The organism is Faecalibacterium faecis (assembly GCF_040096475.1).
Lineage (GTDB): Bacteria > Bacillota > Clostridia > Oscillospirales > Ruminococcaceae > Faecalibacterium > Faecalibacterium taiwanense.
In genome coordinates this window covers 15,576-41,759 of sequence record NZ_JBBMEP010000002.1, presented here as the reverse complement: position 1 = coordinate 41,759, position 26,184 = coordinate 15,576, and the positions used below count along the sequence as shown (strand labels likewise).

General features: G+C 59.1%; 26 protein-coding genes and 1 pseudogene. 15 read left to right on the top strand and 12 right to left on the bottom strand.

Annotated elements, in window-relative coordinates; all coding sequences use genetic code 11:
• Positions 1-2 precede the first annotated feature (2 nt).
• From WMO17_RS01370 to WMO17_RS01360, 3 genes are all read left to right on the top strand, one after another.
• Positions 3-1,232 (top strand): FAD-dependent oxidoreductase, encoded by a 1,230-nt coding sequence (locus WMO17_RS01370; RefSeq protein WP_005939599.1) that lies wholly within the window; start codon positions 3-5, stop codon positions 1,230-1,232.
• Between the two features lie 15 nt (positions 1,233-1,247).
• The gene (locus tag WMO17_RS01365) at positions 1,248-2,408 is read left to right on the top strand and encodes an iron-containing alcohol dehydrogenase (protein WP_349137317.1); all 1,161 of its coding nucleotides are present in this window, start codon (positions 1,248-1,250) and stop codon (positions 2,406-2,408) included.
• A gap of 167 nt (positions 2,409-2,575) precedes the next feature.
• Entirely contained in the window at positions 2,576-3,454 is an 879-nt protein-coding gene (locus tag WMO17_RS01360; protein ID WP_097774533.1) for a beta-1,6-N-acetylglucosaminyltransferase, read from the top strand.
• A 41-nt stretch (positions 3,455-3,495) separates the two neighbouring features.
• Here the strand turns inward: WMO17_RS01360 and WMO17_RS01355 are convergent, their stop codons facing one another.
• The 3 genes from WMO17_RS01355 to WMO17_RS01345 form a co-directional block, all read right to left on the bottom strand.
• Complete coding sequence (locus tag WMO17_RS01355; protein WP_349137316.1) at positions 3,496-5,388, bottom strand: heavy metal translocating P-type ATPase; 1,893 nt, start codon at positions 5,386-5,388, stop codon at positions 3,496-3,498.
• A 448-nt stretch (positions 5,389-5,836) separates the two neighbouring features.
• Entirely contained in the window at positions 5,837-6,058 is a 222-nt protein-coding gene (locus WMO17_RS01350; protein WP_005940491.1) for a cation transporter, read from the bottom strand.
• Between the two features lie 19 nt (positions 6,059-6,077).
• On the bottom strand, positions 6,078-6,413 hold the full coding sequence (locus tag WMO17_RS01345; protein ID WP_349137315.1) for an ArsR/SmtB family transcription factor: 336 nt from the start codon (positions 6,411-6,413) through the stop codon (positions 6,078-6,080).
• Between the two features lie 213 nt (positions 6,414-6,626).
• On the opposite strand from WMO17_RS01345, the gene WMO17_RS01340 reads away from it, so the two are divergent.
• A complete protein-coding gene (locus WMO17_RS01340; protein WP_154255759.1) occupies positions 6,627-6,794 on the top strand; it encodes a hypothetical protein in 168 nt (55 codons plus the stop codon).
• A 37-nt stretch (positions 6,795-6,831) separates the two neighbouring features.
• Complete coding sequence (locus WMO17_RS01335) at positions 6,832-7,221, top strand: thioesterase family protein (RefSeq protein WP_349137314.1); 390 nt, start codon at positions 6,832-6,834, stop codon at positions 7,219-7,221.
• Between the two features lie 201 nt (positions 7,222-7,422).
• Here WMO17_RS01335 and WMO17_RS01330 read toward each other — a convergent pair whose 3' ends face one another.
• Positions 7,423-7,629 carry a hypothetical protein gene (locus WMO17_RS01330; RefSeq protein WP_145945759.1) on the bottom strand — a complete coding sequence of 69 codons (207 nt, stop codon included), beginning with the start codon at positions 7,627-7,629 and terminating at the stop codon, positions 7,423-7,425.
• Positions 7,630-7,674: 45 nt separating this feature from the next.
• Here WMO17_RS01330 and WMO17_RS01325 point away from each other — a divergent pair, with 45 nt between their 5' ends.
• Complete coding sequence (locus WMO17_RS01325) at positions 7,675-9,339, top strand: Na+/H+ antiporter NhaC family protein (protein ID WP_154260099.1); 1,665 nt, start codon at positions 7,675-7,677, stop codon at positions 9,337-9,339.
• Positions 9,340-9,429: 90 nt separating this feature from the next.
• Entirely contained in the window at positions 9,430-9,891 is a 462-nt protein-coding gene (locus WMO17_RS01320) for a MarR family winged helix-turn-helix transcriptional regulator (RefSeq protein ID WP_005943797.1), read from the top strand.
• 48 nt (positions 9,892-9,939) lie between these two features.
• Here WMO17_RS01320 and WMO17_RS01315 read toward each other — a convergent pair whose 3' ends face one another.
• A complete protein-coding gene (locus WMO17_RS01315) occupies positions 9,940-10,245 on the bottom strand; it encodes a hypothetical protein (RefSeq protein ID WP_349137313.1) in 306 nt (101 codons plus the stop codon).
• A 401-nt stretch (positions 10,246-10,646) separates the two neighbouring features.
• Here WMO17_RS01315 and WMO17_RS01310 point away from each other — a divergent pair, with 401 nt between their 5' ends.
• The 4 genes from WMO17_RS01310 to WMO17_RS01295 all read left to right on the top strand — a co-directional run bounded on the left by WMO17_RS01310 (position 10,647) and on the right by WMO17_RS01295 (position 13,479).
• Positions 10,647-11,414 (top strand): AzlC family ABC transporter permease, encoded by a 768-nt coding sequence (locus WMO17_RS01310; protein ID WP_005943789.1) that lies wholly within the window; start codon positions 10,647-10,649, stop codon positions 11,412-11,414.
• Positions 11,411-11,740, top strand: a complete 330-nt coding sequence (locus WMO17_RS01305; RefSeq protein WP_291012481.1) for a branched-chain amino acid transporter permease — start codon at positions 11,411-11,413, stop codon at positions 11,738-11,740. Before WMO17_RS01310 ends, WMO17_RS01305 begins: the two co-directional genes overlap by 4 nt.
• Positions 11,741-11,925: 185 nt before the next feature.
• Positions 11,926-12,783 (top strand): NAD(P)/FAD-dependent oxidoreductase, encoded by an 858-nt coding sequence (locus WMO17_RS01300; RefSeq protein WP_291012483.1) that lies wholly within the window; start codon positions 11,926-11,928, stop codon positions 12,781-12,783.
• A 6-nt stretch (positions 12,784-12,789) separates the two neighbouring features.
• Positions 12,790-13,479, top strand: a complete 690-nt coding sequence (locus tag WMO17_RS01295) for a Crp/Fnr family transcriptional regulator (protein ID WP_005943776.1) — start codon at positions 12,790-12,792, stop codon at positions 13,477-13,479.
• Between the two features lie 50 nt (positions 13,480-13,529).
• On the opposite strand, the gene WMO17_RS01290 is transcribed toward WMO17_RS01295, so the two are convergent.
• The 3 genes from WMO17_RS01290 to WMO17_RS01280 form a co-directional block, all read right to left on the bottom strand.
• Entirely contained in the window at positions 13,530-14,006 is a 477-nt protein-coding gene (locus tag WMO17_RS01290; RefSeq protein WP_291012489.1) for a hypothetical protein, read from the bottom strand.
• 25 nt (positions 14,007-14,031) lie between these two features.
• Positions 14,032-14,994 (bottom strand): TIGR03943 family putative permease subunit, encoded by a 963-nt coding sequence (locus tag WMO17_RS01285; RefSeq protein WP_005943770.1) that lies wholly within the window; start codon positions 14,992-14,994, stop codon positions 14,032-14,034.
• An 89-nt stretch (positions 14,995-15,083) separates the two neighbouring features.
• Positions 15,084-16,322 carry a CobW family GTP-binding protein gene (locus WMO17_RS01280; protein WP_349137312.1) on the bottom strand — a complete coding sequence of 413 codons (1,239 nt, stop codon included), beginning with the start codon at positions 16,320-16,322 and terminating at the stop codon, positions 15,084-15,086.
• Between the two features lie 526 nt (positions 16,323-16,848).
• Here WMO17_RS01280 and WMO17_RS01275 point away from each other — a divergent pair.
• The gene (locus tag WMO17_RS01275) at positions 16,849-18,648 is read left to right on the top strand and encodes an aminopeptidase P family protein (RefSeq protein WP_154255753.1); all 1,800 of its coding nucleotides are present in this window, start codon (positions 16,849-16,851) and stop codon (positions 18,646-18,648) included.
• Between the two features lie 75 nt (positions 18,649-18,723).
• On the opposite strand, the gene WMO17_RS01270 is transcribed toward WMO17_RS01275, so the two are convergent.
• Positions 18,724-19,629: a glycosyltransferase family 2 protein gene (locus WMO17_RS01270; RefSeq protein WP_118527567.1), complete on the bottom strand. Its 906-nt coding sequence runs from the start codon at positions 19,627-19,629 to the stop codon at positions 18,724-18,726.
• Positions 19,630-19,643: 14 nt separating this feature from the next.
• Positions 19,644-20,525: pseudogene (locus tag WMO17_RS01265) on the bottom strand (glycosyltransferase family 2 protein); the annotation flags it as partial.
• 99 nt (positions 20,526-20,624) lie between these two features.
• On the opposite strand from WMO17_RS01265, the gene WMO17_RS01260 reads away from it, so the two are divergent.
• Positions 20,625-21,347, top strand: coding sequence for a LytR/AlgR family response regulator transcription factor (locus WMO17_RS01260; RefSeq protein ID WP_349137311.1), 723 nt, complete (start codon positions 20,625-20,627; stop codon positions 21,345-21,347).
• Between the two features lie 53 nt (positions 21,348-21,400).
• Here WMO17_RS01260 and WMO17_RS01255 read toward each other — a convergent pair whose 3' ends face one another.
• Entirely contained in the window at positions 21,401-22,387 is a 987-nt protein-coding gene (locus WMO17_RS01255; protein WP_154260086.1) for a glycosyltransferase, read from the bottom strand.
• A 188-nt stretch (positions 22,388-22,575) separates the two neighbouring features.
• The gene (locus WMO17_RS01250; protein ID WP_097781135.1) at positions 22,576-23,226 is read right to left on the bottom strand and encodes an HAD family hydrolase; all 651 of its coding nucleotides are present in this window, start codon (positions 23,224-23,226) and stop codon (positions 22,576-22,578) included.
• Between the two features lie 146 nt (positions 23,227-23,372).
• Here WMO17_RS01250 and WMO17_RS01245 point away from each other — a divergent pair, with 146 nt between their 5' ends.
• On the top strand, positions 23,373-24,563 hold the full coding sequence (locus tag WMO17_RS01245; RefSeq protein WP_097781136.1) for a patatin-like phospholipase family protein: 1,191 nt from the start codon (positions 23,373-23,375) through the stop codon (positions 24,561-24,563).
• Complete coding sequence (locus WMO17_RS01240) at positions 24,550-26,151, top strand: phosphoenolpyruvate--protein phosphotransferase (RefSeq protein WP_154260083.1); 1,602 nt, start codon at positions 24,550-24,552, stop codon at positions 26,149-26,151. Before WMO17_RS01245 ends, WMO17_RS01240 begins: the two co-directional genes overlap by 14 nt.
• The last annotated feature ends 33 nt before the right edge of the window (positions 26,152-26,184 follow it).

Below are 26,184 nucleotides of genomic sequence, written 5' to 3'. Positions count from 1 at the left end.
CAATGAAAATTATTATCATCGGCAGCATTGCCGCCGGGGTTTCGGCCGCCGCCAGACTTGCCGCCGCCCAGCGCGGAGCGCAGATCACCGTCTACGAAAAAGGCGGCTTCTACTCCTGCGGCACCGGCGGCCTGCCCCATTACCTGTGCGAGGATCTGGACAGCCTGAACAAGGCCATTCAGGCCAAGGAGACTGAGCTGAACGCGCAGGGCATCACCGCACATCTGCGCCATGAGGTGCGCGGCATCGACGCAGCCGCCCGCAAGGTGACGGTATGTGATCTTGCCACCGGACGCGTGTTTGAAGACCACTACGACAAGCTGGTGCTGGCCACCGGTTCTTCCAACCGTGTGCCGCAGGTGCCCGGCAGTGACCGCGTGGGCGTGCAGACCCTCAAGACCGTGGAAGATCTGATCTTCCTCAAGGAGTTCGTCCGCACCCCCTATGTGCGGGACATCGTGATCCTGGGCGGCAGCTGGGCCGGTTTGGAGATCGCAAAGTCCTTCCTCAAGCTGGGCCGCAATGTGCGTATCATTGAAAAAGAGCAGCAGCTTTTGCCCCAGTTTGACCCTGAGGTGAGCAAGCTGATCCAGAAGGAGCTGGAAGCGCAGGGCGTGCAGTTCAATCTGGGTGAGCAGGTGCGCTCCTTCCCGGGCCGTACCTTCGTGGAGCAGGTGCAGACCAACCGCGGCACCTACCCCTGTGACCTTTGCGTGGTAGCCATCGGCGTTACCCCCAACACCGGCCTGCTGGCCGGTACCGGGGCGCAGCTGGCACCCAATGGCGCTGTGCTCATTGGTGCCGACCTTGCCACCAGTGTGCCCAATATCTATGCCGTGGGCGACTGCGCGGCCTGCCGCGACGGCTCTCTGCGCACCAGCAGCCTGAAGGTGGCGGATCTGGAGATCGCCCGCACCGGCCTGACCGAGACCGAGGCCCGCAAGGCCGGTCTGCGGGTCAAGAGTGCAATGGCCACCGGCACCGACCGTCCGGGCATCTGCCCGAACCCCCACCGCATCACCATCAAGCTGGTGTATGAGGCCAATACCCGTCAGGTGCTGGGTGCGCAGGCATGGGGAGAAAAGAATGTTTCGGCCCGCATCAACGCCATTGCCGTTGCCATCCGCGCTGGCATGACCGTGGAAGCACTGGGTCAGGTGGATTTCGTCTATTCCTCCTCGTCCTGTTCCATTTGGGACCCGGTGCAGATCGTCTGCGGTCAGGCACAGTAAGCGGAGGGTGAACACATGGCAGAACGCATCAACGCCGTCAAGACCAGCTTTTTTGGCAAGGGTGCCATCCGTCTTCTGGAACCGGAGCTTCAGAAGATGGGCATCCGCCGTGCTTTGCTGGTGACGGACCGCTTTCTCTATGATTCCGGTGCTGCTGCCCGGGTCGGTCAGGTACTGTCCGATGCCGGTGCGGAGTACGCCGTGTACTACAATGTGCAGCCCAACCCCACCGTACAGGTGGTGAACGACTGCATTGCCGCAGCCCGTACCCTGCAGGTGCAGCTGCTGGTGGCTCTGGGCGGCGGCAGCGCCATCGATACCGCTAAGGCAGCCAGCATCGTGGTGGCCTGCGGCGGTACCGTGGAACAGTACGAGGGCGAGAACAAGTCCTCCAAGCCCGGCCTGCCCATCGTGGCGGTGAACACCACCGCCGGTACCGGCAGCGAGTGCACCTCCTTCTACATCGTCACCGACCCCGTTCGCCACAGCAAAATGGCCATGGTGGACCCCAACTGCATGGTCAGCATTGCGGTGAACGACACCGACTTCATGTCCTCCATGCCGCCCAAACTCACCGCAGCCACCGGCATGGACGCGCTGACCCACGCCATCGAGGCGGCGCTTTCCAAAAACGCCAACCCGCTCACGGACAAGGATGCCTACTGGGCCATGCAGGCGATCGTGCAGAACCTGCCCCGGGCCGTTGCCAACGGTCAGGATGAAGCCGCCCGCACCATGATGGCCTACGCCGAAAATGTGGCAGGCATGGCTTTTTCCAACGCGGGCCTTGGCATGGTGCATGCGATGGCACACGCGCTGGGCGGACACTACAACCTGCCCCACGGTGTGTGCAATGCGGTGCTGCTGCCCTACGTGCTGGCCTTCAACAGCCGCAGCCCGGTGTGTCGGGAGCGGTTCATGACCATTGCCGCTGCCATGGGCCTGCAGGGCACTTTTACCCCGGACACTGCCGCACCGGCAGTGATCCAGTTTGTCCGTCAGCTCAGTGCAGGGGTGGGCATCCCCGCAAACCTTGCGCAGCTGAACAAGGTGGACCCTGCAGATTTTGCCGCGCTGGCAGAGCTTGCGCTGCACGACACCTGCATGTCCACCAACCAGATCACCCCCACCCGCGACGAGGTGGTGGCGGTATATACCGCTGCATTCCGCGGATAAACTTTGAGACCTCCTCCATTTTCTCCATACCCAAACAAAGCCGCCGCTCTCCCTCTGCAAGGGAATGCGGCGGCTTTGTGCTGTAAAAAGGGGTGATGGGATTGTTTTTAAAGAGGGTTTTGTTATAATAAAATAAAAATGCGGCGCAGAATTAAGAGGAGAAAGCGATGGAAACAAGAGAAAAACAGGCGTACCTGATAGAAGCACATAAATGTGATGAGATGCTTCTGACCCTGTTGCGGATGCTGGATGTACCGTGGAATGATATATTCATCCACATGGACAGCAAAAATACGGACTACCAGCCGGAAACGGTGGAGTGCCGCATGAAATATGCGAAAGTGTTTCACGCAAAACGGCACAGTGTTGTGTGGGGCGGTGTCAGTCAGGTAAAAGCGGAGCTTGTGCTATTGAAAACAGCAGTGGCCCATGGCCCGTATCAGCATTACCACCTGATCTCCGGTGTGGATCTGCCCATTCAAACACAAGAAGATATCCGTGCATTTTTTGAGGCAAACCCGGACGTGGAATTTGTCCATTTCGACCCGCACCCGTTCAGCCCATTCAACGATGAGCGCGTTTATTACCGGCACTTTTTCCAGAATATCGATCTGCGCCGCCATCCGGTGCTCGGCGTGATCAATGGAATCCTGCTGTCGGGCCAGAAGCTGCTGAAAATAAAGCGCAATCAGGACGTTCACTTCACAAAGGGCAGCAACTGGTTCAGCTGCACGGACGGCTTTGCACGGTATCTGCTGACAAAAGAAGAGTGGGTCCTGCAGGTGCTGGACAAGACCTTTTGCTCGGACGAGTTCTTTGTGCAGACACTGATCGCGCAGTCGCCGTATCAGGATAAGATCTATCAGGGGCCGGGTGATACCAGTGCCCGTGCCATCGATTGGGACAGAGGCAATCCGTGGGTCTGGAAATACGCTGATCTGGAACAGCTGAAAGCATCGCCTTGCATGTTTGCCAGAAAATTTGATATCGAAAAAGAACCGGAGCTTGTGCATGAAATAGAACGCCTGTATGCACCTCATATATAAAAACAGTGCCGGACAGTTTTCAGGCTGTCCGGCACTGTTTTTTACTGTTCATTCTTTTTCGCCAGATCCTTGGTGTACAGGGCACGGGTGGCGTTGAGCACAGCCAGCACCATCACGCCCACATCGGCAAAGATGGCGGTCCACATGCTGGCCATGCCGATCGCGCCCAGCACAAGGCAGGCAAACTTGATGGCCAGTGCAAACACGATGTTCTGGTACACGATGCGTAACGTGCGGCGGGCAATGCGCATGGCCAGTGCGATCTTGGCGGGGTCGTCGTCCATCAGCACCACGTCAGCGGCCTCAATGGCAGCGTCAGAGCCAAGAGCGCCCATTGCAATGCCCACATCGGCACGGGACAGCACCGGGGCATCGTTGATGCCGTCGCCCACAAAGGCAAGGTTCTCTTTGGGCCGCTTTGCGGCGAGCAGCGTTTCGATCTGGTCTACCTTGTCGCCCGGCAGCAGGCCCGCATGGTATTCATCCAGCCCAAGCTCTGCGGAAACGGCCTTTGCAACCGGCTCGGCATCGCCGGTCAGCATCACGGTCTTGCGCACACCGGCATCCTTCAGGCCCCGGATGGCCTGTGCGCTGTGGGGCTTTACCACATCGGCGATCAGAAGATAACCGGCGTACATGCCCTCGATGGCCACATGCACGATGGTGCCGGTCTCGCTGACGGCGGGAGCCTTCAGGCCCAGCTTTTCCATCAGGCGGGCGTTGCCGGCAGCAACGGTCCTGCCGTCCACCTTGGCGGTCACGCCGTGGCCGCCAAGCTCCTGCACATCGGTGACACGGTTCGGATCGATCTCCCTGCCATAAGCGGCCTTGATGCTGAGGGAGATGGGGTGCTTGGACCAGCTCTCGGCCAGCGCGGCAGCTTCCACCAGCTGCTCCTCGCTGGTGCCCTCTACGGGGTGGATGCCGGTCACTTTAAAGGTGCCCTGGGTCAGGGTGCCGGTCTTGTCGAACACAACGATGCCGGTGCGGGCCAGCTCTTCCAGATAGGTGGAACCCTTGACCAGAATGCCGCAGGCAGATGCACCGCCGATGCCGCCGAAGAAGCTCAGGGGAATACTGATGACCAGTGCGCAGGGGCAGCTGATAACAAGGAAGGTCAGGGCACGGTAGACCCAGTCGCCAAAGCGGGCGGGCTGGCCCATGAGCAGCAGCACGATGGGCGGGATAAAGGCCAGAGCCAGTGCGCCATAGCACACGGCGGGGGTGTACACGCGGGCAAAACGGGTGATGAAGTTCTCGGCGCGGGCCTTCTTCATGCTGGAATTTTCCACCAGATCGAGAATTTTAGAAACGGTGGATTCGCCGAATTCCTTGGTGGTCTTTACCTTCAGCAGGCCGGTCATGTTCACGCAGCCGCTGATGACCTCATCGCCGGTCTGCACATCGCGGGGCAGGCTCTCGCCGGTCAGGGCGGCGGTGTTCAGGGCAGAAGCGCCCTCCACGATCACGCCGTCGATGGGCACGCGCTCACCGGGCTGGACCACGATCACGGTGCCGATCTCCACATCGTCCGGGTCCACCTGCTCCAGCCTGCCGTCCTCGCCCTCAATGTTGGCGTAGTCCGGGCGGATGTCCATTAAGCTGGAAATGCTCTGCCGGCTTTTGCCCACAGCCACGCTCTGGAACAGCTCGCCGATCTGGTAGAAGATGATAACGGCACAGCCCTCCACGTAGTCGCCCAGTGCAAATGCACCCACAGTGGCAACGGCCATCAGGAAGCACTCGTCAAAGGGCTGACGGTTCTTGATGCCAAGCAGTGCCTTGCGCAGCACGTCCCAGCCGACCACCAGATACGGGATGCAGTACAGTACCAGCTCCACCGGCGTGGGGAACTGGGGCAAAAGCTTGAGGATGAGCACCAAAATCAGCGCAATGATGATGCGCTGCAGGTTCTTTTTCTGCTTTTTGTTCATACAAAACTCTCCTTTTGCGGGATCCATGGGCCGCATCACGCTGCGGCGGGCGGGGATTTCAACAACTTTTCCCCATAAAAATGGATATTCCACGGTTTTACCCGTGTTTTCCACACAGCTTTTCAGGCGTAAAAGCGCTTTTCCACGTTTATTTTACGCTTTTTCCGCAAATGGTGTTGAAAACTGAGTGGAAACTGTTGAAAACTGTCTGATTTTTCAACAGAAAAAGTTATTGCACAACACAATCGCACACAAAGTAAAAAGCATCTGCACATTCGTTTGAGCTCTCAGAAAATCTACGAATTCTTGCTGCAGATGCTTTTTTCTTTAGCGGGCTCGCCCTCTCAGTCAAATCCTTTGGATTTGCCAGCTCTCCCAAAGGGAGAGGTGTCACCGCAGGTGACGGAGAGGGCGAGGCTGTTGATCGTGTGCAGCAACCTGCCGCGCATCAGATGTCAAAGATCTCGCAGTCGTCCTCCACCTTCTTGCAGGCGGCCAGAACGTTCACCATGGTGTCGTGGGGGTCTGCACCTTCAGAGAACTCCACCTTCATCTTCTGGGTCATAAAGCTGACGGTAGCATTTGCCACGCCTGCAACGGTGTTGGCAGCGTCTTCCATCTTCTGAGCGCAGTTTGCGCAGTCCACTTCGATCTTGTAGCTCTTCTTCATAAGTAATACCAGCCTTTCGTTATTCTTCGATATGATCCATCCCCATGGAGAGGATGCTGCGCACATGGTCATCGTCCAGTGCGTAGTAAACGGTTTTGCCCTCGCGCCGGAACCGCACGAGCTTGGAATCCTTGAGCACCCGCAGCTGATGACTCACCGCCGACTGGCTCAGCTGCACGGCGTTTGCAATGTCCTGCACGCACAGCTCGTTGTCGTGCAGTGCATACAGGATCTTGATGCGGGTGGAGTCGCCGAACACCCGGAACAGGTCGGCCAGCTCGTACAGCACCTCGTCGTCCGGCATATCCAAGGCTTCCGGCTGCGGCGCGGGCGCGGGGTCTTTTGTCTCAGGCATGTGGACAGCTCCTTTCGCAGCGAATTCATATGAACGCCTGTTCATGTGTTCATAGTAGCACGCGGAATGCCCCTTGTCAAGGCTTTTTTCAAAGATTTTGGGCGTCTGCTCTAAATTGATGAAATTTGCCTTAAAACGCAGAAAATTTGCGTTTTTGAATCGCAATAAGGATGCGGATTGGAGGGAAGGCGAAAACAAAAAAGAGGTTGCCGCATGGTCAGTGTCCTCGCCCTCTCCGTCACCTTCGGTGCCACCTCTCCCAAAGAGAGAGGACTTGGCAGCCCGTTTGCGCAAAAAGAAAAAGAGAAATTCACAAAAAAGTGCAAAATAGGGTGCGTTCTGGTGCAAAATGTGGTATCTTATAAAGGTGTTCAAAAATAAAATGCGCCATACGGCGCGCAAAAGGAGAGGAAAGTATATGACATTGGAAACCGGTATCCGCGGGGAACAGAGCGTGCTCGTCACCGCAGCCAATACAGCAAAGACCATGGGCAGCGGCACGCTGGAGGTGTTTGCCACCCCGGCCCTTGTGGCTCTGGCGGAAAAAACCTGCTGGATGAGCGTGGCCGACGCGCTGGGCGAGGGCAATGGCTCGGTGGGCACCAAGCTCGAGCTGGAGCACACCGCCCCCACCCCCATGGGCATGACCGTGACCTGCGAGAGCGAGCTGGTGGCGGTGGAAGGCCGCAAGCTCACCTTCAAGGTGGCCCTGCACGACGAAAAAGGCCCTGTAGGCGGCGGCACCCACGAGCGCTTTGTGGTGAACGACGCAAAGTTCGCAGCCAAGGCGGAGGCGAAGAAGGGGTAAAACTCCTTCCGTCATCGCTGCGCGATGCCACCGTTCCCCTTTTTGTCGCTTACACGACATCTTCCCCCGGCCGGGGGAAGTCTTTCTCAATGAGGGAGGCTTTGGCAGTACGGTAAAGTTCCCGGTTTTGCCAAAGGCTCTCCCCTTGGGAGAGCTGGCACCGAAGGTGACTGAGAGGGCGAGGACGCTGACCGAAGAAAACTATTCTTCATCCGTCTGCTCTGTCTGCTCCAATCGGATCGGCGGCGGGTCAGCTTCCAGCAGGTGCTGCTCGGCACGCTTCTGCGCGTCCTGCAAGAGCTGGGCGGCCTGCACGCTGGCCCGGAACAGCTCAAAATACATCGCTTTATAGTCCGGCGCGGCGCACACCTCCCTTTGCATTCGATGGGGATAGTTTTTCCTGCGCAAAGAGGGGTATGCATCCCCGGAAATTTGAAAAAAGAGGAATCCGTTATGAAAAACAAGAACCTTTCATGGTTCGCAGCTCTGCTGGTGTTTGCCCTGCTGCTGTGGTGCACAGCGGCAACGCCCGGCAAGATCGCGGACCCGTCCACCTATACCTGTGCGGTGTACAGCACCATCTTTTCGCTGCTGCCGCCGGTGATCGCCATTGTGCTGGCGCTGAACACCAAGGAGGTGTACACCTCCCTGCTGGTGGGCATCGCATCCGGTGCACTGCTATATGCCAACGGCAATCTGGAGCTGGCCATCAACACCCTGTTCTTCAATGAGGACGGCGGCATGGTGGCCAAGCTTTCGGACAGCAGCAACGTGGGCATTTTGGTGTTCCTTGTCATGCTGGGCATCCTTGTGGCCCTGATGAACAAGGCCGGCGGCTCTGCCGCCTTTGGCCGCTGGGCCTCCACCCACATCCACTCCCGGGCCGGTGCGCAGTTTGCCACCCTGCTGCTGGGCGTGATGATCTTTGTGGACGACTACTTCAACTGCCTGACCGTGGGCTCCGTCATGCGCCCGGTCACCGACCGGCAGAAGGTGTCCCGCGCAAAGCTGGCCTACCTGATCGATGCCACCGCAGCACCCGTGTGCATCATTGCGCCGGTGTCCAGCTGGGCAGCTGCGGTCACTTCCAGCGTGCCGGAAGGCTCCGGCATCAACGGCTTTACCATGTTCCTGCGCACCATTCCTTATAACTACTATGCCCTGCTCACCATCGTGATGAGCCTGTTCCTCATCTTTACCGGCACGGACTTTGGCTCCATGAAGCTCAACGAGGACAACGCCAAAAACGGCGACCTGTTTACCACCGCCGACCGTCCCTACGGCAACGATGTGGACGATGGCACTGATACCTGCGGCCATGTTGCAGATCTGCTCGCCCCGGTGCTGGTGCTGATCGTGGCCTGCATCTTCGGCATGATCTACACCGGCGGCTTCTTTGAGGGCGTGGACTTCGTTACCGCCTTTGCGGACTGCAACGCTTCTGCAGGTCTGGTGCTGGGCAGCAGCATTGCCCTGCTGTTCACCTTTGTGTTCTACCGCGTGCGCAATGTGATGACCTTTCAGGACTTTGCCGCCTGCATTCCCGAGGGCTTCAAGGCCATGGTCAGCCCCATGCTGATCCTCTCCCTCGCATGGACCCTGTCCGGCATGACCGGCCTGCTGGGCGCAAAATATTACGTTGCCAACCTGCTGAGTGGCTCTGCTGCAGCGCTGCAGTACATGCTGCCGGTCATCATCTTCCTTGTGGCAGTGTTCCTTGCCTTTGCCACCGGCACGAGCTGGGGCACCTTCTCCATCCTCATCCCCATCGTGTGCCATGCCTTCCCGGAGGGCGAGATGCTGGTCATTTCCATTGCGGCCTGCCTGTCCGGTGCCGTCTGCGGCGACCACTGCTCCCCCATCTCGGACACCACCATCATGGCATCCGCCGGTGCCCACTGCAGCCATGTGAACCATGTGTCCACCCAGCTGCCCTACGCCATTACGGCGGCTTCCTGCGCGGCAGTGTGCTATGTGATCACGGGCATTGCACAGGCTTTCCTTGGCGCAAACGGCAGCCTGTTCACCTCGCTGATCCTGCTGGCCGTTGCCATTGCCGTAGAGCTGGTGGTGCTCAGCGTGATCCGTGTGCGCACGAACAAAAAGGCGGCAGAATAAATTCCTGCCAAAAATTCAGCTGTTTCGCTTTGCGCCGCGGCCAAAACGTGGTATTTTTAAATAAAAGGAACTATCGGAGGCACACGACCTATGCTGGAACAGGCATTTCAGGACGTATACACCAAATTCAAGCTGCATTTCTACCAGAACATTTTTCAGCGTTTTGCCACCCGGGAAGCCACGCTGACCACGGTGGAGTCCTTCTGCATGGAGGGCATCATGGCCATGGGCGAACCCACCATTGCGGAGTTTTCCCGCATGATGCAGATCTCCACCCCCAATGCGGCGTATAAGATCGGCAGTCTGGTGAAGAAGGGCTATGTGGAAAAGATCCAGTCCACCACCGACCGGCGCGAGTATCACCTGCGCCCAACCCAGAAGTATATCGATTACTACAACATCAGCTATTCCTACCTGCACACTGTGGTGGAGCGCGCAAGAGAGCGCTTCTCCCCCGAGGACTGTGCAAAGCTGGAGGAGATGCTCACCATTGTGAGCACCGAGCTGATGCCCGAGTTGGATATGCTCAAGAAGGACGAAAAGGCAGAATAAGCAACAAAGAACTCCCGGACATCCGTCCGGGAGTTCTTTTGTTTCCCCTTACTTCTGCTCTTTATCTACTACCTGGATCCTGCCCTTCTTCCACAGCACATAGGAAGTGAGGATGCCGATGGGCAGTATCACGATGATGAAGATGCCCACAAGGCCGCCCAGCACGGAGCCGTAGCCTGCAAGGCGTGCGGCGAGGGAGAGCACCGTCATGATGATGAGCACCGGCAGCACGCCCTTGATGCCGCCCTTGACCACCTTGCTGCCGCTGGACGAGCTGGCGAACAGACCCAGCGCCATGGAGCCGAACAGGGCCGGCAGCAGCGGGCTCTGGATGATGTCCTTCATGGTTGCCATAAAATGTCCTCCCACTAAATACAGAATGAACGAAAAAAGGCGGGTGTTTTCGGCCCGCCGTCCTTGCGATACGGACGGGATACCGGAAAAGACGGCATCTGTCAAATGAGTATGACTAAAGCACAAACGGCATTTAGGGATATTTCAGGAACAGGATCCTGCAAAGAACCTTTACTGCATTAAAATAATAAAGCGCTGACCGCGAGTCACTTTGTATCCGTTAAAAATTGCATAAAATTTAAAGAAAAAATCTGTCGTTCTGCCAAAAGCAGTGGGGGATACACCTTTGCAAAAGCCGTGAGACCTGTTATAATACAGACATATTCATATCGAGAGAATGGGTTTATCGGCGGCAATGAGGCCAAAGAGGAAACCGGCATCGTATTTTGAGGGAAAGGCCAATGGAACACGTAACCGAACAACAACTGACAAGGCGGCAGAGCACCGTATGGCGGGCACTGCGCGCTGCCGCACCGCAGACCATCCCGGTGCTGGCGGGCTATTTTGTGCTGGGGATGGGCTACGGCATTTATGTGCAATCGCTGGGTCTGCCGGTGTGGATGCCCATGCTCATGGGCACCGTGGTGTACGGCGGTTCGCTGGAATTTGTGCTGGCAAGCCTGCTGCTGAGCGCGTTCTCGCCCCTTTCGGCGTTTCTGATGGCGCTGATGATCCAGGCGCGGCATCTGTTCTACGGCCTTGCCATGCTGGAGCGCTACAAGGGCTACGGCCTGCGCAGCTTTTATATGATCTTTGCCATGAGCGATGAGACCTTTTCCATCACCTGTTCGGCCGAGCCGCCGGAAGGGGTGGACAGGGGCTGGTTCATGTTCTTCATCACCCTGCTGGATCAGTGCTACTGGGTGGCCAGTGCCGGTCTTGGCGCGGTGGTGGGCTCGGTGCTGCCCTTCAGCACCGAGGGTGTGGACTTTGTGATGACCGCCATGTTCACGGTGATCTTTCTCAACCAGTGGGAAAAGGACCGGCAGCACTACAGCGCCCTGATCGGCCTTGCCGCCCCATTGGCGTGTCTGGTGTTTTTTGGCTCCGGCAGCTTTTTGCTGCCCTCCATGGGATGCATCCTGATCCTGCTGCTGGCTCTGCGTAAACCGATCGAAAAGGCCGAAGGCACTGAAGCAGAAAAAAGCGGCGAGGAGGTGGGCGCATGACCGCAGTCCAGATGGGCCTGACCATTGCAGTGTGCACCGCCGCCACCATGATCACCCGCTTTCTGCCCTTTGTGGTGTTCTCTTCCAAGGATCAGCAGCCGCCGGAGGTGGTGCGGTATCTGGGCCGGGTGCTGCCCGCCGCCATCTTTGGTATGCTGATCGTCTACTGCCTGAAAAGCGTCACCCCCTTTGCGGGCAGCCGCGGCATTCCGGAGGCCATCGCCCTGCTGGTGACGGTGGGCCTGCACAAGTGGAAGCATGAGACCCTGCTCAGTGTCGCAGGCGGTACGCTGTGCTATGTGCTGCTGGTGCAGCTGGTGTTCTGAAAGAAAAAAGAGCGCTGCCGAGCAGGAAGATTCCTGTACGACAGCGCGTTTGTGCATGGGACGATCCGCTGACAGCGAACCGAAGCAGGACCGTCCGAAAAACCGATGCTTTGCGACCCGGTCACGGAAATTTTTCAAAAAAAGGTGTATACTGTAGAAAAATGCATCCGAAGGAGGGTTTTCCCATGCCCAGCATCATCATTATCGGTTCCGGCCCGGCGGGCATTTCCGCTGCGCTGTACGCTGTCCGCGCCGGTGTGGACACCACGGTGCTCACCAAAGGCCCCGGTGCGCTGGACCGCGCCGAAAAAATTGAAAACTATTACGGCTTTGCCGAGCCGGTCTCCGGTGCGGAACTGGAACGCCGCAGCATCGAGAATGCAAAGCGCCTTGGTGTGAGATTCGTCACAGCCGAAGCGGTGGGCCTGACCTATACGGATAAACTCACCGTAGAAACAGTGGATAAAAATTACCCGGCGGACGCTGTGATCCTTGCCACGGGTGCATCCCGGGCGGTGCCGCGCATCCCGGGCCTTGCCGGGCTGGAGGGGCACGGCGTGAGCTATTGTGCCGCCTGCGACGCCTTTTTCTACCGTGGAAAGGACGTGGCGGTGCTGGGCAGCGGCGAGTATGCTCTGCACGAGGTGCAGGCTCTGCTGCCGGTGGCAAAAAGTGTTGCTCTGCTGACCAACGGCGCACCGCTGACGGCGGACTTCCCGCCGGAGGTCACAGTCTATCCGCAGACCGTGGAGGCTGTTCTGGGCGAAACCGTTGTCACCGGCGTGCAGCTGTCCGGCGGTGTGCAGCTGCCTGTCAGCGGTGTATTTGTGGCACTGGGCGTGGCGGGCAGCACCGCACTGGCTAGGAAGATCGGCGCAGAGGTGGACGGGAACCGCATCGTGGTGGACGAAAAGATGCAGACCACCGTGCCCGGCCTGTATGCGGCGGGCGACTGCACCGGGGGCCTTCTGCAGGTGGCAAAGGCCGTGTATGAGGGCGCGCAGGCGGGCACTGAAGCCGCCAAGGCCCTGCGGAAAGGATGAAAAGCAATGTCGGAAACAACAAAGGAACACCGCGATTGTCTGGCCAAAGGTTTTCCCTTCTGGAACGACCTGACACCCGACGAACAGGACATGCTCTGCCGCTATACCCGGCCGGTGCACTACGCAAAGGGCGCCCGGGTGCACAGCCCGCTGGAAAGCTGTGTGGGCATCCTGCTGCTGCGCTCGGGCCAGCTGCGGGCCTACCTGCTCTCGGAGGACGGGCGGGACGTGACGCTCTACCGCCTGTTCGGCGGGGAGGTGTGCATCCTGTCGGCATCCTGCGTGATGGACTCGGTGAACATCGACCTGTATATTGATGCCGAAGAGGACACCGAGGCCTACTGCATCAGCGCGGGCGTTTTCCGCAGGCTGATGCAGCAGAACGTGCATGTGCGCTGCTACGCCTACCAGATGACGGCGGAGCGCTTTTCCGACAGCATGTGGACCATGCAGCAGGTGCTGTTCATGAGCGCAGACCGCAGGCTTGCCATTTTTCTTACCGATGAGCTGGCCAAGACCGGCGGCGACGAGGTGCGCATGACCCACGACCAGATGGCAAAATACATGGGGTCTGCTCGCGAGGTGGTGAGCCGGATGCTGAAATACTTTGCGCAGGAAGGCTGGGTGCGGCTGTTCCGGGGCGGCGTGCAGGTGCTGGACAGGAAAAAGCTGCAGCAGCTGGCAAGAGGAGAATAACAAAAAAGGGACGATGTGAACATCACATCGTCCCTTTTTTGGGTCATAGGTTATCCTTTGCAGCCCTGTTCTTCCCAGTCGCCAAAGTCGCTGGCTTCGGCGATTTTGGTGGGGTCGAATTTTCCGCTCTCGTCTTTGGGAGCAACGGCGGGGCCTGCTTCCACAGGGTTCTGGTTGGGAGCTTCCGGGTCGAACACCGGCTTCTCACCGCCCTCCGCGGGTGCCGCCGGGGCAGAGGCTTCTTCGGCGGGCTGGGCAGCAGCTGCCGCTTCTTCGGCAGGAGCTTCCGGCGCAGCTTCTTCTGCAGCCTTTTCGTTGGCAACATCGGAGGCTTTGGTTTCCGCTTCGGCGTAGGCTTCGGCAGTCTTGGCGGCTTCCTCGGCGTTCTGCTCGGCGTCCTCCGGGAACTCTACTTCCTCCACATGGAGCGGGTCTTTCTGGTTCAGGATCTTGTCCAGTGCCACAATGGCAGCACCGGTAACGGCCACAGCAGCGGCCGTGCCAAGGATACGAAACAGTGTTTTCATGCCGGGACCTCCTTGAAAAATCAGATCAAGAGAATGTTACCACATCGTTCAGCGGCTTTTCGGCAGGCTCCACCGAAATGGCGGTGAGCACCGGGCCTTTGCCGCGGTAGATGTTGTGGAACTTGTAGCCTACCTTTGCGGTCACCCGCACCCATGCGCGCTGCTCCAGCGCCTTGTAGCCATCGTAGCTGCAGGGGAAGCCCACGAACTGGATGTCCTGCACGCAGCAGGTCATGGCGAAACGGCCCGGCACGAAGCTGTTCTTGCCGGCACGGTTGGTCTGACACACCTGTGCAAGGAATTTGACCGTTTTGCCGGTATACTTCTGGGGCTCGTCCTGACAGTCCATGTACCAGATGCCGAAATCGTCATCCGGAATGTCGATGATGTCCGCGTTGATGTCAAAGGGCAGCGGGTCGGGGATATCGTCGTAGGCCACGCTGCCGTCGGCAAACTCGTAGGCGATATCGCACTTGCGGGAAGCCTGACGCACCAGCTTGTGCAGCTCCTGACGGGCGGCATCGTTGTTCACGGCCTCGGCGCGGTTGAACACGATCAGCTCACTGCGGGCGATCTTGTCCAGCAGCAGGCTGCGCATGGAGTTGTCGCGGGCGTAGGTCAGGGCGGTGGTGCCGTCGGCGGTGGCGATGCACTGGTACACGATCCAGCTCTCGGGCAGAGCCTCGGCCAGATCCTGCAGCAGCCACATGCCGTTGTACTCAATGACCACACGGCCTGCACCGGATTCCTTTTCCAGCTTGAGCAGATTCTGCGGGTTCAACTCGGCCTTGTCCTCCAGCACCTTGACGGTCACGCCGGGAAAGGCGAACTTTTTGGGATTATACTCTTCTTCGCCCTCTTCGCAGATCAGCAGCAGGGTCTTGTCGCCGGAGTCGAAGTTGGGGTCTTCAAAGGTCTCCTGAATGAATTTGGTCTTGCCGCTTTCCAGAAAGCCCACAAACAGGTAGACCGGAATTTCTTTTGCCATAGGAATGGTTTCTCCTTAAAAAATCATTATCCAATCAGGCTCCCTCTCTGAGGGAGCTGGCAAACCCGTTAGGGTTTGACTGAAGGAGTTCAGCAGCCGAACAGCTCTGCAATGGCCTTTTCGTTCAGCTTGGAGCCGATCACGACCAGCTTGCCGCCCACATCTGCACCGCGGGCACGCACTTCCCATTCGCCGGGCACATAGTCGAACTCCAGCCAGCCGTCTGCGCCGCCGTTCACGATGCCCTTGCTGCGCAGGATCATGCCGTAATTGCCGGTATCCAGCTCGGTGAGGGCGTGCTCCACTTCTGCCTTGGTGAATTTGCGGGCCGTCTCGACGCCCCAGCTGGTGAACACCTCGTCGGCGTCGTGGTCATGATGATGGTGATGGCCGCAGCAGCAGTGGCCGTCATGGTCGTGATGATGCTCGTGCTCGTCCTCATCATCGTCATCATCGTGGTCGTGATGGTGGCCGCAGCAGCAATGGTCGTGGTCGTCATGATCGTGGTGATGATGGTGCTCGTGCTCATCGTGGTCATCATCTTCATCGTGATCGTGGTGATGCTCGTGCTCGTCCTCGTCGTCATCATCGTGGTCGTGATGATGGCCGCAGCTGCACACACCGTTCTCGTCATCGTGGTGATGATGGTGGTGATGCTCTTCTTCCTCGTCCTCGTGGGAGTGCTCCTCATTGGCCTTTGCAGCCATGGCGATCAGCTCTGCCTTGAAGTCGTCCTTGGTGGACATGGCCTTCAGGATCTGCTCACCGGTCAGCTCGTCCCATGCGGTGGTCACGATGGTAGCGGTGGGGTTCTTCTCGCGCAGCATGGCGACCGCAGCGGCGATCTTCTCTTCGCTGGCGGTCTGGGTGCGGCTGAGCAGGATGCAGCTTGCGTGGCTGATCTGGTCGTCGTAGAACTCGCCGAAGTTCTTCATATACATCTTCACCTTGTTCACATCGGCCACGGTGACAAAGCTGTTCAGCTGCACATCCAGATGCTCGGCCACGCCTTCCACAGCGCGGGTCACATCGGAGAGCTTGCCCACGCCAGAGGGCTCGATGACGATGCGGTCGGGGTGGTACTGCTCCACCACCTGCTGCAGGGCGGTGCGGAAGTCGCCCACCAGAGAGCAGCAGATGCAGCCGGCGTTCAGCTCGTTGATCTGGATGCCGCTTTCCTTCAGAAAGCCGCCGTCAATGCCGATCTCGCCGAACTCGTTCTCGATCAGCACCACCTGCTGGCCGGCAAAGGCCTCTTTGATGAGCTTTTTGATCAGGGTAGTTTTACCGGCACCAAGGAAGCCGGAGAAAATATCGATTTTGGTCATGATTCAATTGCCTCTTTCTTTGAATAGCACACAGAGCCGCAGAGTGCTGGCTCAAAAAACTTACACTCCTATTATAACAAGGCTGTCAATGGGAAAACGGCCTTTTTCAAGAAAAAATTGTAACATTTTTTGCAAATTGGCGGCATTTTGAGGGAGAACGAACTCCCTCAGTCAAAACCTGACGGTTTTGCTGAGAGGACGCCAACCCTCTCAGGCTCACTGCGTTCGCCAGCCGTTCCCCTTTCTGGCTTCGCCATCTACCCCCGGCCGGGGGAAGTCGTTCCACTCAGGGGGAGCTTGTTTTCTGAAGGTCGGCACGAATAAAGCTCCCCCTTTCGGGGGAGCTGGCAAAGCCGCAAGGCTTTGACTGAGAGGGTCCAGCCAGCGAGGATGCTCTCCGGCAGCGGAGGTCATTCCAAACCGTCCTGCCCCTGCATTGCAATCTTTTTCCCGGAATGATACAATAAGGCCAAACAGAAATGCACCGCTGCCGGGCTTTCCGGTGAGAGAAAAGGAAGCAAATCATATGAGCATGAATACCGTACCCGAGCGCCTTGCCGCGCTGCGTGCCGCCATGGCTGCAAACGGCGTGGCCGTTTATCTGATCCCTGTGGGTGATCCCCACGCCAGCGAATACCTGCCCTGCCATTACACCAGCCTGACCTGGTTCTCCGGGTTCCACGGCGAGAACTCCAACTTCGTGGTCACCCGCACCGAGAGCGCCCTGTGGGCCGACGGCCGTTATTTTGTGCAGGCCGAGAAGGAAATTGCGGGTACCGAGATCAAGCTGCAGCGCATGGGGGAACCCGGCGTGCCCACCGTGGAGGAATACTGCGCAAATGCCCTGAATGAGGGCGAAGCACTGGGCCTGTGCGGCCTGACCGCCAGCACGGCCCTCGTGAACGACCTGAAAAAGGCACTGGAAAAGAAGGGCGCTTCCATCAAGACCCTGAACCTTGAGGACGAGCTGTGGACAGAGGGCCGCCCTGCCCTGCCGGATACCCCAGCGTGGATCCTGCCGAAGGAATATGCGGGCTTCTCCCCGGCGGAAAAGCTGGATCAACTGCGCAGCAAGCTCAAGGAGCTGGGCTGCACCGCTCAGTTTGTGGGCAAGCTGGATAATCTGGCATGGCTTTTGAACCTGCGCGCCATGGACATTGAGTGCACTCCCTATGCCATGGCCTACTGCTATGTGACCCCCAGCCGCGCGGTACTCTTCATCAACACGGCCCGCGTCACCCCGGGGGCAAAGGCAGAGCTGGAAGCCAACGGCATCACGCTGGCGGAGTATGATGATGTGCTGAAGTTCCTCGCTGCTGAGACGGAACCCCAGACCGTGTTGGCCGAGTGCGCCACGGTGAACTACGCCGTGTATCAGGTGCTGGAGCAGAACCCTGCCCTCACCGTGAAGAACGGCACCGACCCGCTGCTGATGATGAAGGGCGTGAAGAACGAAACGGAGCTTGCCCACACAAAGCAGGCCCATATCCGGGACGCTGTGGCCATGGTGCGGTTCCAGATCGAGCTGGAAAGCCGCCTTGCTGCCGGTGAGACCCTGACCGAGCTGACGGTGGATGAAATTCTGCACAAGTACCGCAGTGCGGACGATAAATTCCTTGTGGAAAGCTTTGGCACCATTGCGGCCTACGGCGGCAACGCAGCCATGATGCACTACCACGCCACCCCGGAAGATCACGCTGTGCTGGAAAAGAAGGGCTTTCTGCTGGTGGACAGCGGTGCCACCTACATGGACGGCACCACCGACATCACCCGCACCTACCCGCTTGGCCCGCTGACCGAGGACGAAAAGCGCTTCTACACATGGACTCTGCAGAGCCACATCGACCTTGCCAGAGCCGTCTGGCTGGATTACTGCGAGTGTAAGATGATCGACACCATTGCCCGGGAACCGCTGTGGCGGCACCTCATCAACTACCGCTGCGGCACCGGTCACAGCGTCAGCTTTGTGGGCAACGTGCACGAAGGCCCCCATGCCCTGAACAGCCGCAACACCACCCGGATGCGTCCCGGCATGGTGGTCACCGACGAGCCGGGCGTTTACGAGACTGACCTCGTGGGCATCCGCATCGAGAACGAGCTGGTGTGCGTGCACAAGGCCGATAACCAGTACGGTACCTTCCTTGGTTTTGAACCGCTGATGTTCGTGCCCATTGCCACCTCTCCCATCCTGCCCGGTGTGCTGGATAAGGACGAGATCGCATGGCTGAACGATTACCACCGTCAGGTGTTTGCAAAGCTGGCACCGCACCTGAACGACGAAGAGCGCAGCTGGCTGGCGGAGAAGTGTGCCGCCATCGGCTGCTGAGAAAGCGCAAAAAACACCCGGAGCCGTGCAGGAGCCAGAGCGGCTCTCGGCGGCAGCCGGGTGCTTTTTATAGGGTCACAGCTTGCAGCAGTGCGTTTGTGGGGTGTCCAGCGGCGGAAGAGTGAACTCGTTTTCGCCAAAGGGCGAACGCAGGATGGCCGCCCGCGTTTCCGGGTAGATGCCAAGTTCGGTGTAGATGTCCCGGTACAGGAGCATCACCCGCCGCCGCAGCGAAAGGATGTCGGCGGTGGTCACTCTGGAGTGGGAGACGCTCTGGCTGTTCTGCAGGTAGTAATAGCCGATGTCCGGGATGGAAACGGCGGTGCGCACATAGCGCAGATATTCGGTGTTGAACAGCTGATCCTCCGCAAACAATTCTTTGCGGAAATGGAGGCTGTGCTTCCGCAGGAGGTCACGGCGGTAGAGCTTGTTGCAGGGGCTGCCATAGTAGAAGGTGTTCGGCTTCTGGATCAGATGCTTTGCGTACTCCTGTCCGGTGTACACCCCGGCAGGCAGATAGCCATAGGCCCGGGTGCGGGGCGGATTGCGCTGGAGCACATGCTGCAGCGCCTTTTCCCATGGGCGGATGTGCTCCACATAGTTTTCCGGGTACACCATCCAGAAGGGCGCGATCACAAGATCGGCGGTGTGGGCCTCGGCGGCGGAGACCAGCTTTTCCGTAAAATCGGGGGCCAGCCAGTCGTCGCTGTCCACAAACTGGATGTATTTGCCGTGGGCCAGCGCAATGCCCTGATTGCGGGTATCCGCTGCGCCGGTGTTGGTTTTATCCACCAGTGCAATGCGGTGGTCGCTGGCGGCAAGGGCGCGGCAGACGGCAAGGGTGTCGTCGGTGGAGCCATCGTTCAGCAGCAGGATCTCAATGCTTTTATAAGTCTGAGCGCAAATGCTTTTGACACAGCGGGCAATGCACCCGGCAGTGTTGTACATGGGCACGATGATGCTTACAAGGGGAAATTCCATAGGTTCTCCTTTTCTCAGATGCGGCTGTGGGTGCGGGCAAATGCGTCGGAAAGCTTCTGCACCGGGCCGTTGGGCAGAGGGCTTTCAAACAGGCTCAGATAGATGCCGTGCAGCCGCAGGCGGAATTTATCGTACACGCCCAGCTGGATGCACAGTTCCTTGTAGGTGTGGTACATCCGGCTGCGGTGGCGCAGCATGTCCGCCGCGCTCACCTGCGTATGGCATACGCTCTGCGGGTTCTGGATGTAGCAGTAGGCGGCTTCGTCGATGGCGGCAAACCGCTGTGCCACCTGCAGATACCGGGTGTTGAACAGCTGGTCCTCGGCGTATACCACATGCTCGAACCGGATGTGCGCCATCTGGATGAGATCCCGGCGGTAGAGCTTGTTCCAGAGCACGCCGTAGTAAAAGGCAGCGGCATTGCCGGTGAGCTGCCACAGGTAATCCACCTTGTTGTACACCCCGGCGGGCAGCAGGCTGTACTCCCGGGTGTCATAGCCGCCATCCTTGCGGGGCACCATCATCCGGTAGGGAGCCAGCACAAGGTCGGCATGGCTGCGCTGCATAGCAGCCACCAGGTTTGCGGTGCAGCCCGGCAGCAGGTGATCGTCGCTGTCCGCAAACTGGATGTATTCGCCGTGGGCAAGGGCAAGGCCGCAGCTGCGGGTGTCTGCTGCGCCGGTGTTGGGCTTGTCCACCACACGGATGCGGCTGTCGGCGGCAGCAAGCTTCCGGCAGACAGCAAGGGTGTCGTCGGTGGAGCCGTCGTTCAGCAGAAGGATCTCAAGCTCCGGGTAGCTCTGGGATGTGATGCTCTCCACACAGCGGGAGATGAAGCCCGCCGCGTTATAGGCGGGCACAATAACGCTGACAAGCGGCTGCGGCATGGCGGGTCCCTCCGTTTTTTCTTTTTTCGATGCAGCAAAGTTTTATTTATCATACTCCAGCCCTGCGCAAAAATCAAGGCGGGCGGCTGGCGGAAAGGAGAATGTGAGATGGTATTTCACATTGCGGTATGCAGCCCGGACGCGGCCTTGCGCAGCGGGCTGGAACGCCAGTGCATGGAATATTTTGCCCGGCGGCAGGATGCGTGCATCGTGCAGCAGCTGCCGGATGCAGATGCGCTGCTGCGCCGGGACACCGAGGGAGAACGGTTTGACCTGTATCTCATCGAGCTGGGCGCTGTAGCGGCCCCGGCAGGGCTTTCGGCGGCTGTGGAGCTGCGCCGCCGGGGCCGCAGGGCTCCGCTGGCCTTTGCGGCCCGCACACCGGCCCACGCCTACAGTGCTTTCCGGGTGGATGCCATGCAGTATCTGCTTCTGCCGGTGCACCAGCAGGAGCTTTCGGCCCTGCTTGCCCGCGCCACCGAGCCGGAGTACGGCCCGGCAATGACCGTTGCCACCGCCGAAGGCCTGCGGGCGCTGGCCTATGCGCAGATCGAATATCTGGAGTGCACCCACCATGTGGTGCACTTCCATCTGCTCAGCGGCGAGGATGTGGTGTCCCTTTCGCTGCGGGTGTCCTTTGCCGAGGTAGCAAAGCCGCTGCTGGAAGACGGGCGTTTTTTGCAGCCGCACCGCTCCTATGTGGTCAATCTGGCGGCGGCACAGCTGCTGACGGCGGGCGAGCTGCAGATGTGCAGCGGTGCGCGCATCCCCATCCCGCGCGGACGGGAGGGCGCAGTGCGCGAAGCCTTCCGCAGCTGGATCGACCGGTAAAATGGCAAACAAAAAAGAGCCGCTTTCACGGCTCTTTTTTTCGTGCCCGGAGGTCAGGCATCGGGTTCGGTTTTGTGTTTCTTTTCCTTGTCGGAAGCATCCAGAACACCAAAGCCCCAGTGGTTGGCCATGTCCATGATGATCTTCTGGGGAGAACCGGAGGGATAGGCGTTCTCGGAGAACGCGGTCAGGAATTTATACAGCTGCGGCTGCACCTGATCGTACAGGCCCAGCTTTGTGTACAGCTCCTTGTAATAGCGGAACACCTGCAGTTTGTTCTGCACGATGGAAGCCAGATTGATCTGGGTGTGGCAGATGCTCTGGGGGTTCTGCACATAGTGGTAGCCCGCTTTGGAAATGGATACGAAAACATTGGCGTACAAAATGTATTCCAGGTTGAAAACCAGGTCTTCGGCCCAGCGCACCTCGCTGGTGAACTGAAGATGATGGTCTGCCAGAATATCCCGGCGGTAGAGCTTGTTCCACAGCACGCTGTAGAAGAAGGATGCGGGCTTCTCCATCAGGCGCAGGGCAAAGGTATCGCGGTCGTAGATGCCCTCGGGCAGGAAGCCGTATTCACGGATATCATCAGGCTTTTTCTCGGTATCGATGCCAAGGTTCTCCTGCAGGTTTTCCAGTGCCTGCGTGGCCTTGGAAGAGTTGGCGGGAATCACCATCCAGTAAGGTGCAATGACCAGATCGGCGTTGTTCGCTTCGGCAGCAGTCACCAGCCGCTCGGTAAAATCAGGGTCGAGATAATCGTCGCTGTCCACAAACTGCACATACTTGCCCCTTGCAAGGGACATGCCGCAGTTGCGGGTCTCCGACACACCGGAATTGGATTTGTCCACCAGAACGATGCGGGGGTCCTTTTCACGGAATTGCTCACAGATGGAAAAGCTTTCGTCCCGGGACCCGTCGTTGACCAGAATGACCTCGATATCCTTCCATGTCTGGGCACAAATGCTCTCCAGACAGCGGGCAACACTATTCTGCACGTTGTACACAGGCACGATAATGCTGACGAGTGGGTTGTTCATGACGGAAGGTCTCCTCTTTACGGATATTATACCTTTATATTAAAAATCACAGAGTGTATTCTTACAAATGAGGACACTTCCCCTTTGGGGCAGTCCTATTTATAATATCATACTCTTCTTGCGCACAAAATGCAAGAGCAAAGAAGGATCAGATAAAGAAAAGAACCGCACGCTGCGGCCCTTTTTTATTACACACGTGTCCAGTCCAGCGCATCCCACCGGGGCACGAACTGGCTGCAGATGCGGCGCATCTCCGGCTCGTCGGCGGCAGAGGTGCGGTCTGCGATGCCAATGACGTAATACCCGGCCTTGTGGGCGGTGGCGGCGGCGTATACGGCATCCTCGCACACGGCGCAGGCGGCGGGGTCTGCACCGCCCAGACGGCTCATGCACTCAAAGAACACCTCCGGGCGGCTTTTGTGCAGCACGCCCTGCGCTTCCACGATGAAGGAGAAATACTGCGCGATGCCCAGCCGGGTAAGCACGGTGCGGCACTGTTCGGCCCAGGTGTTGGAGCAGATGCACATGCGTGCGCCCTCGGCCTGCAGCTTTGCCAGCATCGTGCGCACGCCGGGTTTCAGCTCCACGGTCTCGTACAATTCGGCGATCACCTCGCGCATCACGGAAAAATAGCTTTCCTCGGTCAGCGGCAGGCCGTACTCCCGGATCAGATACTGTGCGCCCTCCTGCATTCCCATGTTCAGCAGTGTGGCGCGCAGATCCCCCCGCGGGGTGCGGCCATAGCGGCGCAGCAGTGCGTCGGGGGCACCCTCCCACACCACGGTCATGCTGTCGGTCAGGGTGCCGTCCATATCAAAGATCCATTGCTTGCAGTGCATTAGAATGCCTCCTTTTGAAATCCTGACAAGTATACCATGTTTCTTTGCCGGGAGAAAGGCATCAATTTACAAAAAACGGAAGAAATTTCTCTGGAAATATGCTATAATCTGAACAAAACCGGAAACGATCAAAGGAGGCGGATGCAATGGATGATCGCAGTGCGCCGTGCAAAGCTCTGGTGCTGGCGGGCGGCGGAGCCAGGGGCAGCTATCAGGTGGGTGTGTGGCGCGCGCTGATGGAGCTGGACTGGCACCCGCAGATCATTACCGGCACCAGCGTTGGCAGCCTGAACGGTGCCATGTTCGTGCTGGACCAGTACGAGACGGCCCGCGATATGTGGCTGGCCATCCGCAGCAAGGATGTGATGGAGCTGCCGGAGGAGGATGCCGACCTTTCGGCCCTGCACCAGTTCCTGCGCAGCGTGGTGAAAGCCGGCGGCATGGATGTGACCCCGCTGGAAGAGATCGTGGAACGGGTTCTGGACGAGGATGCCCTGCGCGCGGCTCCCATCCGCTTTGGCCTTGTTACGGTGGAGCAGCGGGGCTTAAAGCCCCGGGAGCTGACGCTGGACGAGATCCCGGCAGGAAAGGTCAAGGACTACCTGATGGCCTCCGCTGCCTGCTTCCCGGCGCTGCGTGCGCGGGAGATCGACGGGGTCAAGTTTCTGGATGGCGGCTACAGCGACAACATGCCCACCGGTCTTGCCAAACGCATGGGCGCGGATGAACTGGTGTGCGTCGATCTGGAAGGCGTGGGCATCACCCGCCCCAACCTCACCGGCCTGCCCACCGTGATGGTGCGCAGCTACTGGGAGCTGGGCGATATCCTGCACTTTGACCCCGACACCGCCCGCCGCAACATCGAGCTGGGCTACTATGATACCCGCCGCGCTATGGGATATCTGCGGGGGTGTGCCTATGCTGTCTCCTGTGATGCCCAGAGCTGCGCGGACGCTGCTGCGTTCCACGCAAAATTTGAGCGGGTGCAAAAGGCCGTGCGGGAGAAATACCCGGTCACTCTGACGGCGGATGCGGCCCTGCTGCTGGCCAAGATGAAGGATGCCGACCTTGCCCCGCTGGAAGCCGCCGCGGAAGATGCCGGTGTGGACCCGGCCCATTACTACACCACCCATACTTTGTGCGATGCATTCCTTGCAAAGTGCGATCAGGCACGGATGCAGAGCTTTGCACCGCTGTTTGAGGGCAGTGCCGATGCGGCGCGGGCCGCACTGGCCGCGCTGCTGCCCAATACCTTTTTGCAGGCGCTGGTCTGGCGCACCCTGACCACGCCGGAAGCCGAGCTTTTGCCGGAGGTGACCGAACATGAAAGTGTATAAAGGTTCCTGCGCTTCTCCCGGCCTTGTGCTGGGGCAGGTGAGCCGTCTGGAGCACCATGTGGAGACCACGACCGTGGGCCCCTTTAAACCGTCCCGGGAGCTGCAGCTGCTCACCGATGCCATCCGCACGGCGCAGGACGAGCTGGAATCCATGGCAGACCGTGCCGCACCCAGCGAGCAGGCCATCTTCCAGTTCCAGAGCATGATGCTGGACGACGAGGGCATGATGAACGAGGTGCGCTTCTGCATCAATGCAGGCATTGGCGCGGCAGCGGCTATGAATCAGGTGGGCCAGCGCTACGCCGACCAGCTGGCCAACATGAAGGACAACCCTTACATGCAGCTGCGCAGTGTGGATATCCTCGACGCAAGCCGCCGGGTCATCAACATCATCACCAACCGCCCTCGCATGTGGCTGGCGCTGGATCACCCGGTGATCCTTGCGGCAGAGCGGCTGATGCCCACCGACCTGTTCAGCGTGCCCTCCGGCATGATTTTAGGCATCATCACGGCAGAGGGCAGCGGCCAGAGCCACGCGGCCATCATTGCCCGGGCAATGAATATCCCGGGCATCGTGCAGGTGGGCCGGGATTTTCTGGACGACTGCGACGGCCGCACCGTGATTCTGGATGCCACCGGGGGCCAGTGCACGCTGGACCCGGACGCTGCCGCCCGCCAGCAGGCCGAGACCCGCATCTGCGAGCTGCAGCGGGAGAACGAAGAGATGGGGCAGCTGCATGCTCTGCCCAGCAGGACAAAGGACGGCCAGCCCTTTGAGCTGCTGGCCAACTGCTTTGGGCCGGAGGACATCGACACGGCCATGCAGTCCGGTGCACAGGGCGTGGGCCTGCTGCGCACCGGCTACATGATGCTGCCGGGCCGCATTCTGGACGAGCAGGAACAGTATTTCTTCTACTGCTCCTGTCTTGCTGCCGCCAAGGGCTGCCCGGTAACGGTGCGCACCTTCGACTTTGGCTCAGACCGCACCATTTCCGACGCCTATCAGGGCCTGCAGTCTTCCAAGCTTGGCCTGCGGGGCATCCGCAACAGTCTGCGCCAGCCCCACCAGTTCGAGACGCAGCTCTGTGCGCTGCTGCGCGCCGCCGCCCGCGGCCCGCTGCGGGTGATGTTCCCCATGGTGACGAATGTGGAGGACTGGGACGCAGCCATGCGTGTGGTGGAGCGCTGCCGCGAGCACCTGCGGGAGCGCGGCGTGGCGTTCAACGAAGATACAAAGTTCGGCGTGATGCTCAGCGTACCCGCTGCCTGCCTGACCGCTGAGGAATTTGTAGAGCACGGGGTCGATTTTCTTGTGGTCGGCACCAACGACCTGACCCAGTATACCCACGCCGCCGACCGGGAGCTTGCCAGCGCGGAGCACTACTACCGCCCGGCCAGCAGCGCCATGAAAAAGCTTATCACTATGGTGCTGGATGCCGCAAAGGTGCGCAATGTGCCGGTGACCATCTGCGGCCTTGCGGTGGGCAACCCGGCCAACACGGTGCAGTATTTGCAGCTGGGCCTGCGCAGCTTCTCGGTGAGCCCGCAGAACCTTTTGAACGTGAAGAAAGCTCTGCTGGAGCTCTGACGCTCCAAACCATTTTTGACACAGCAGCCCGGA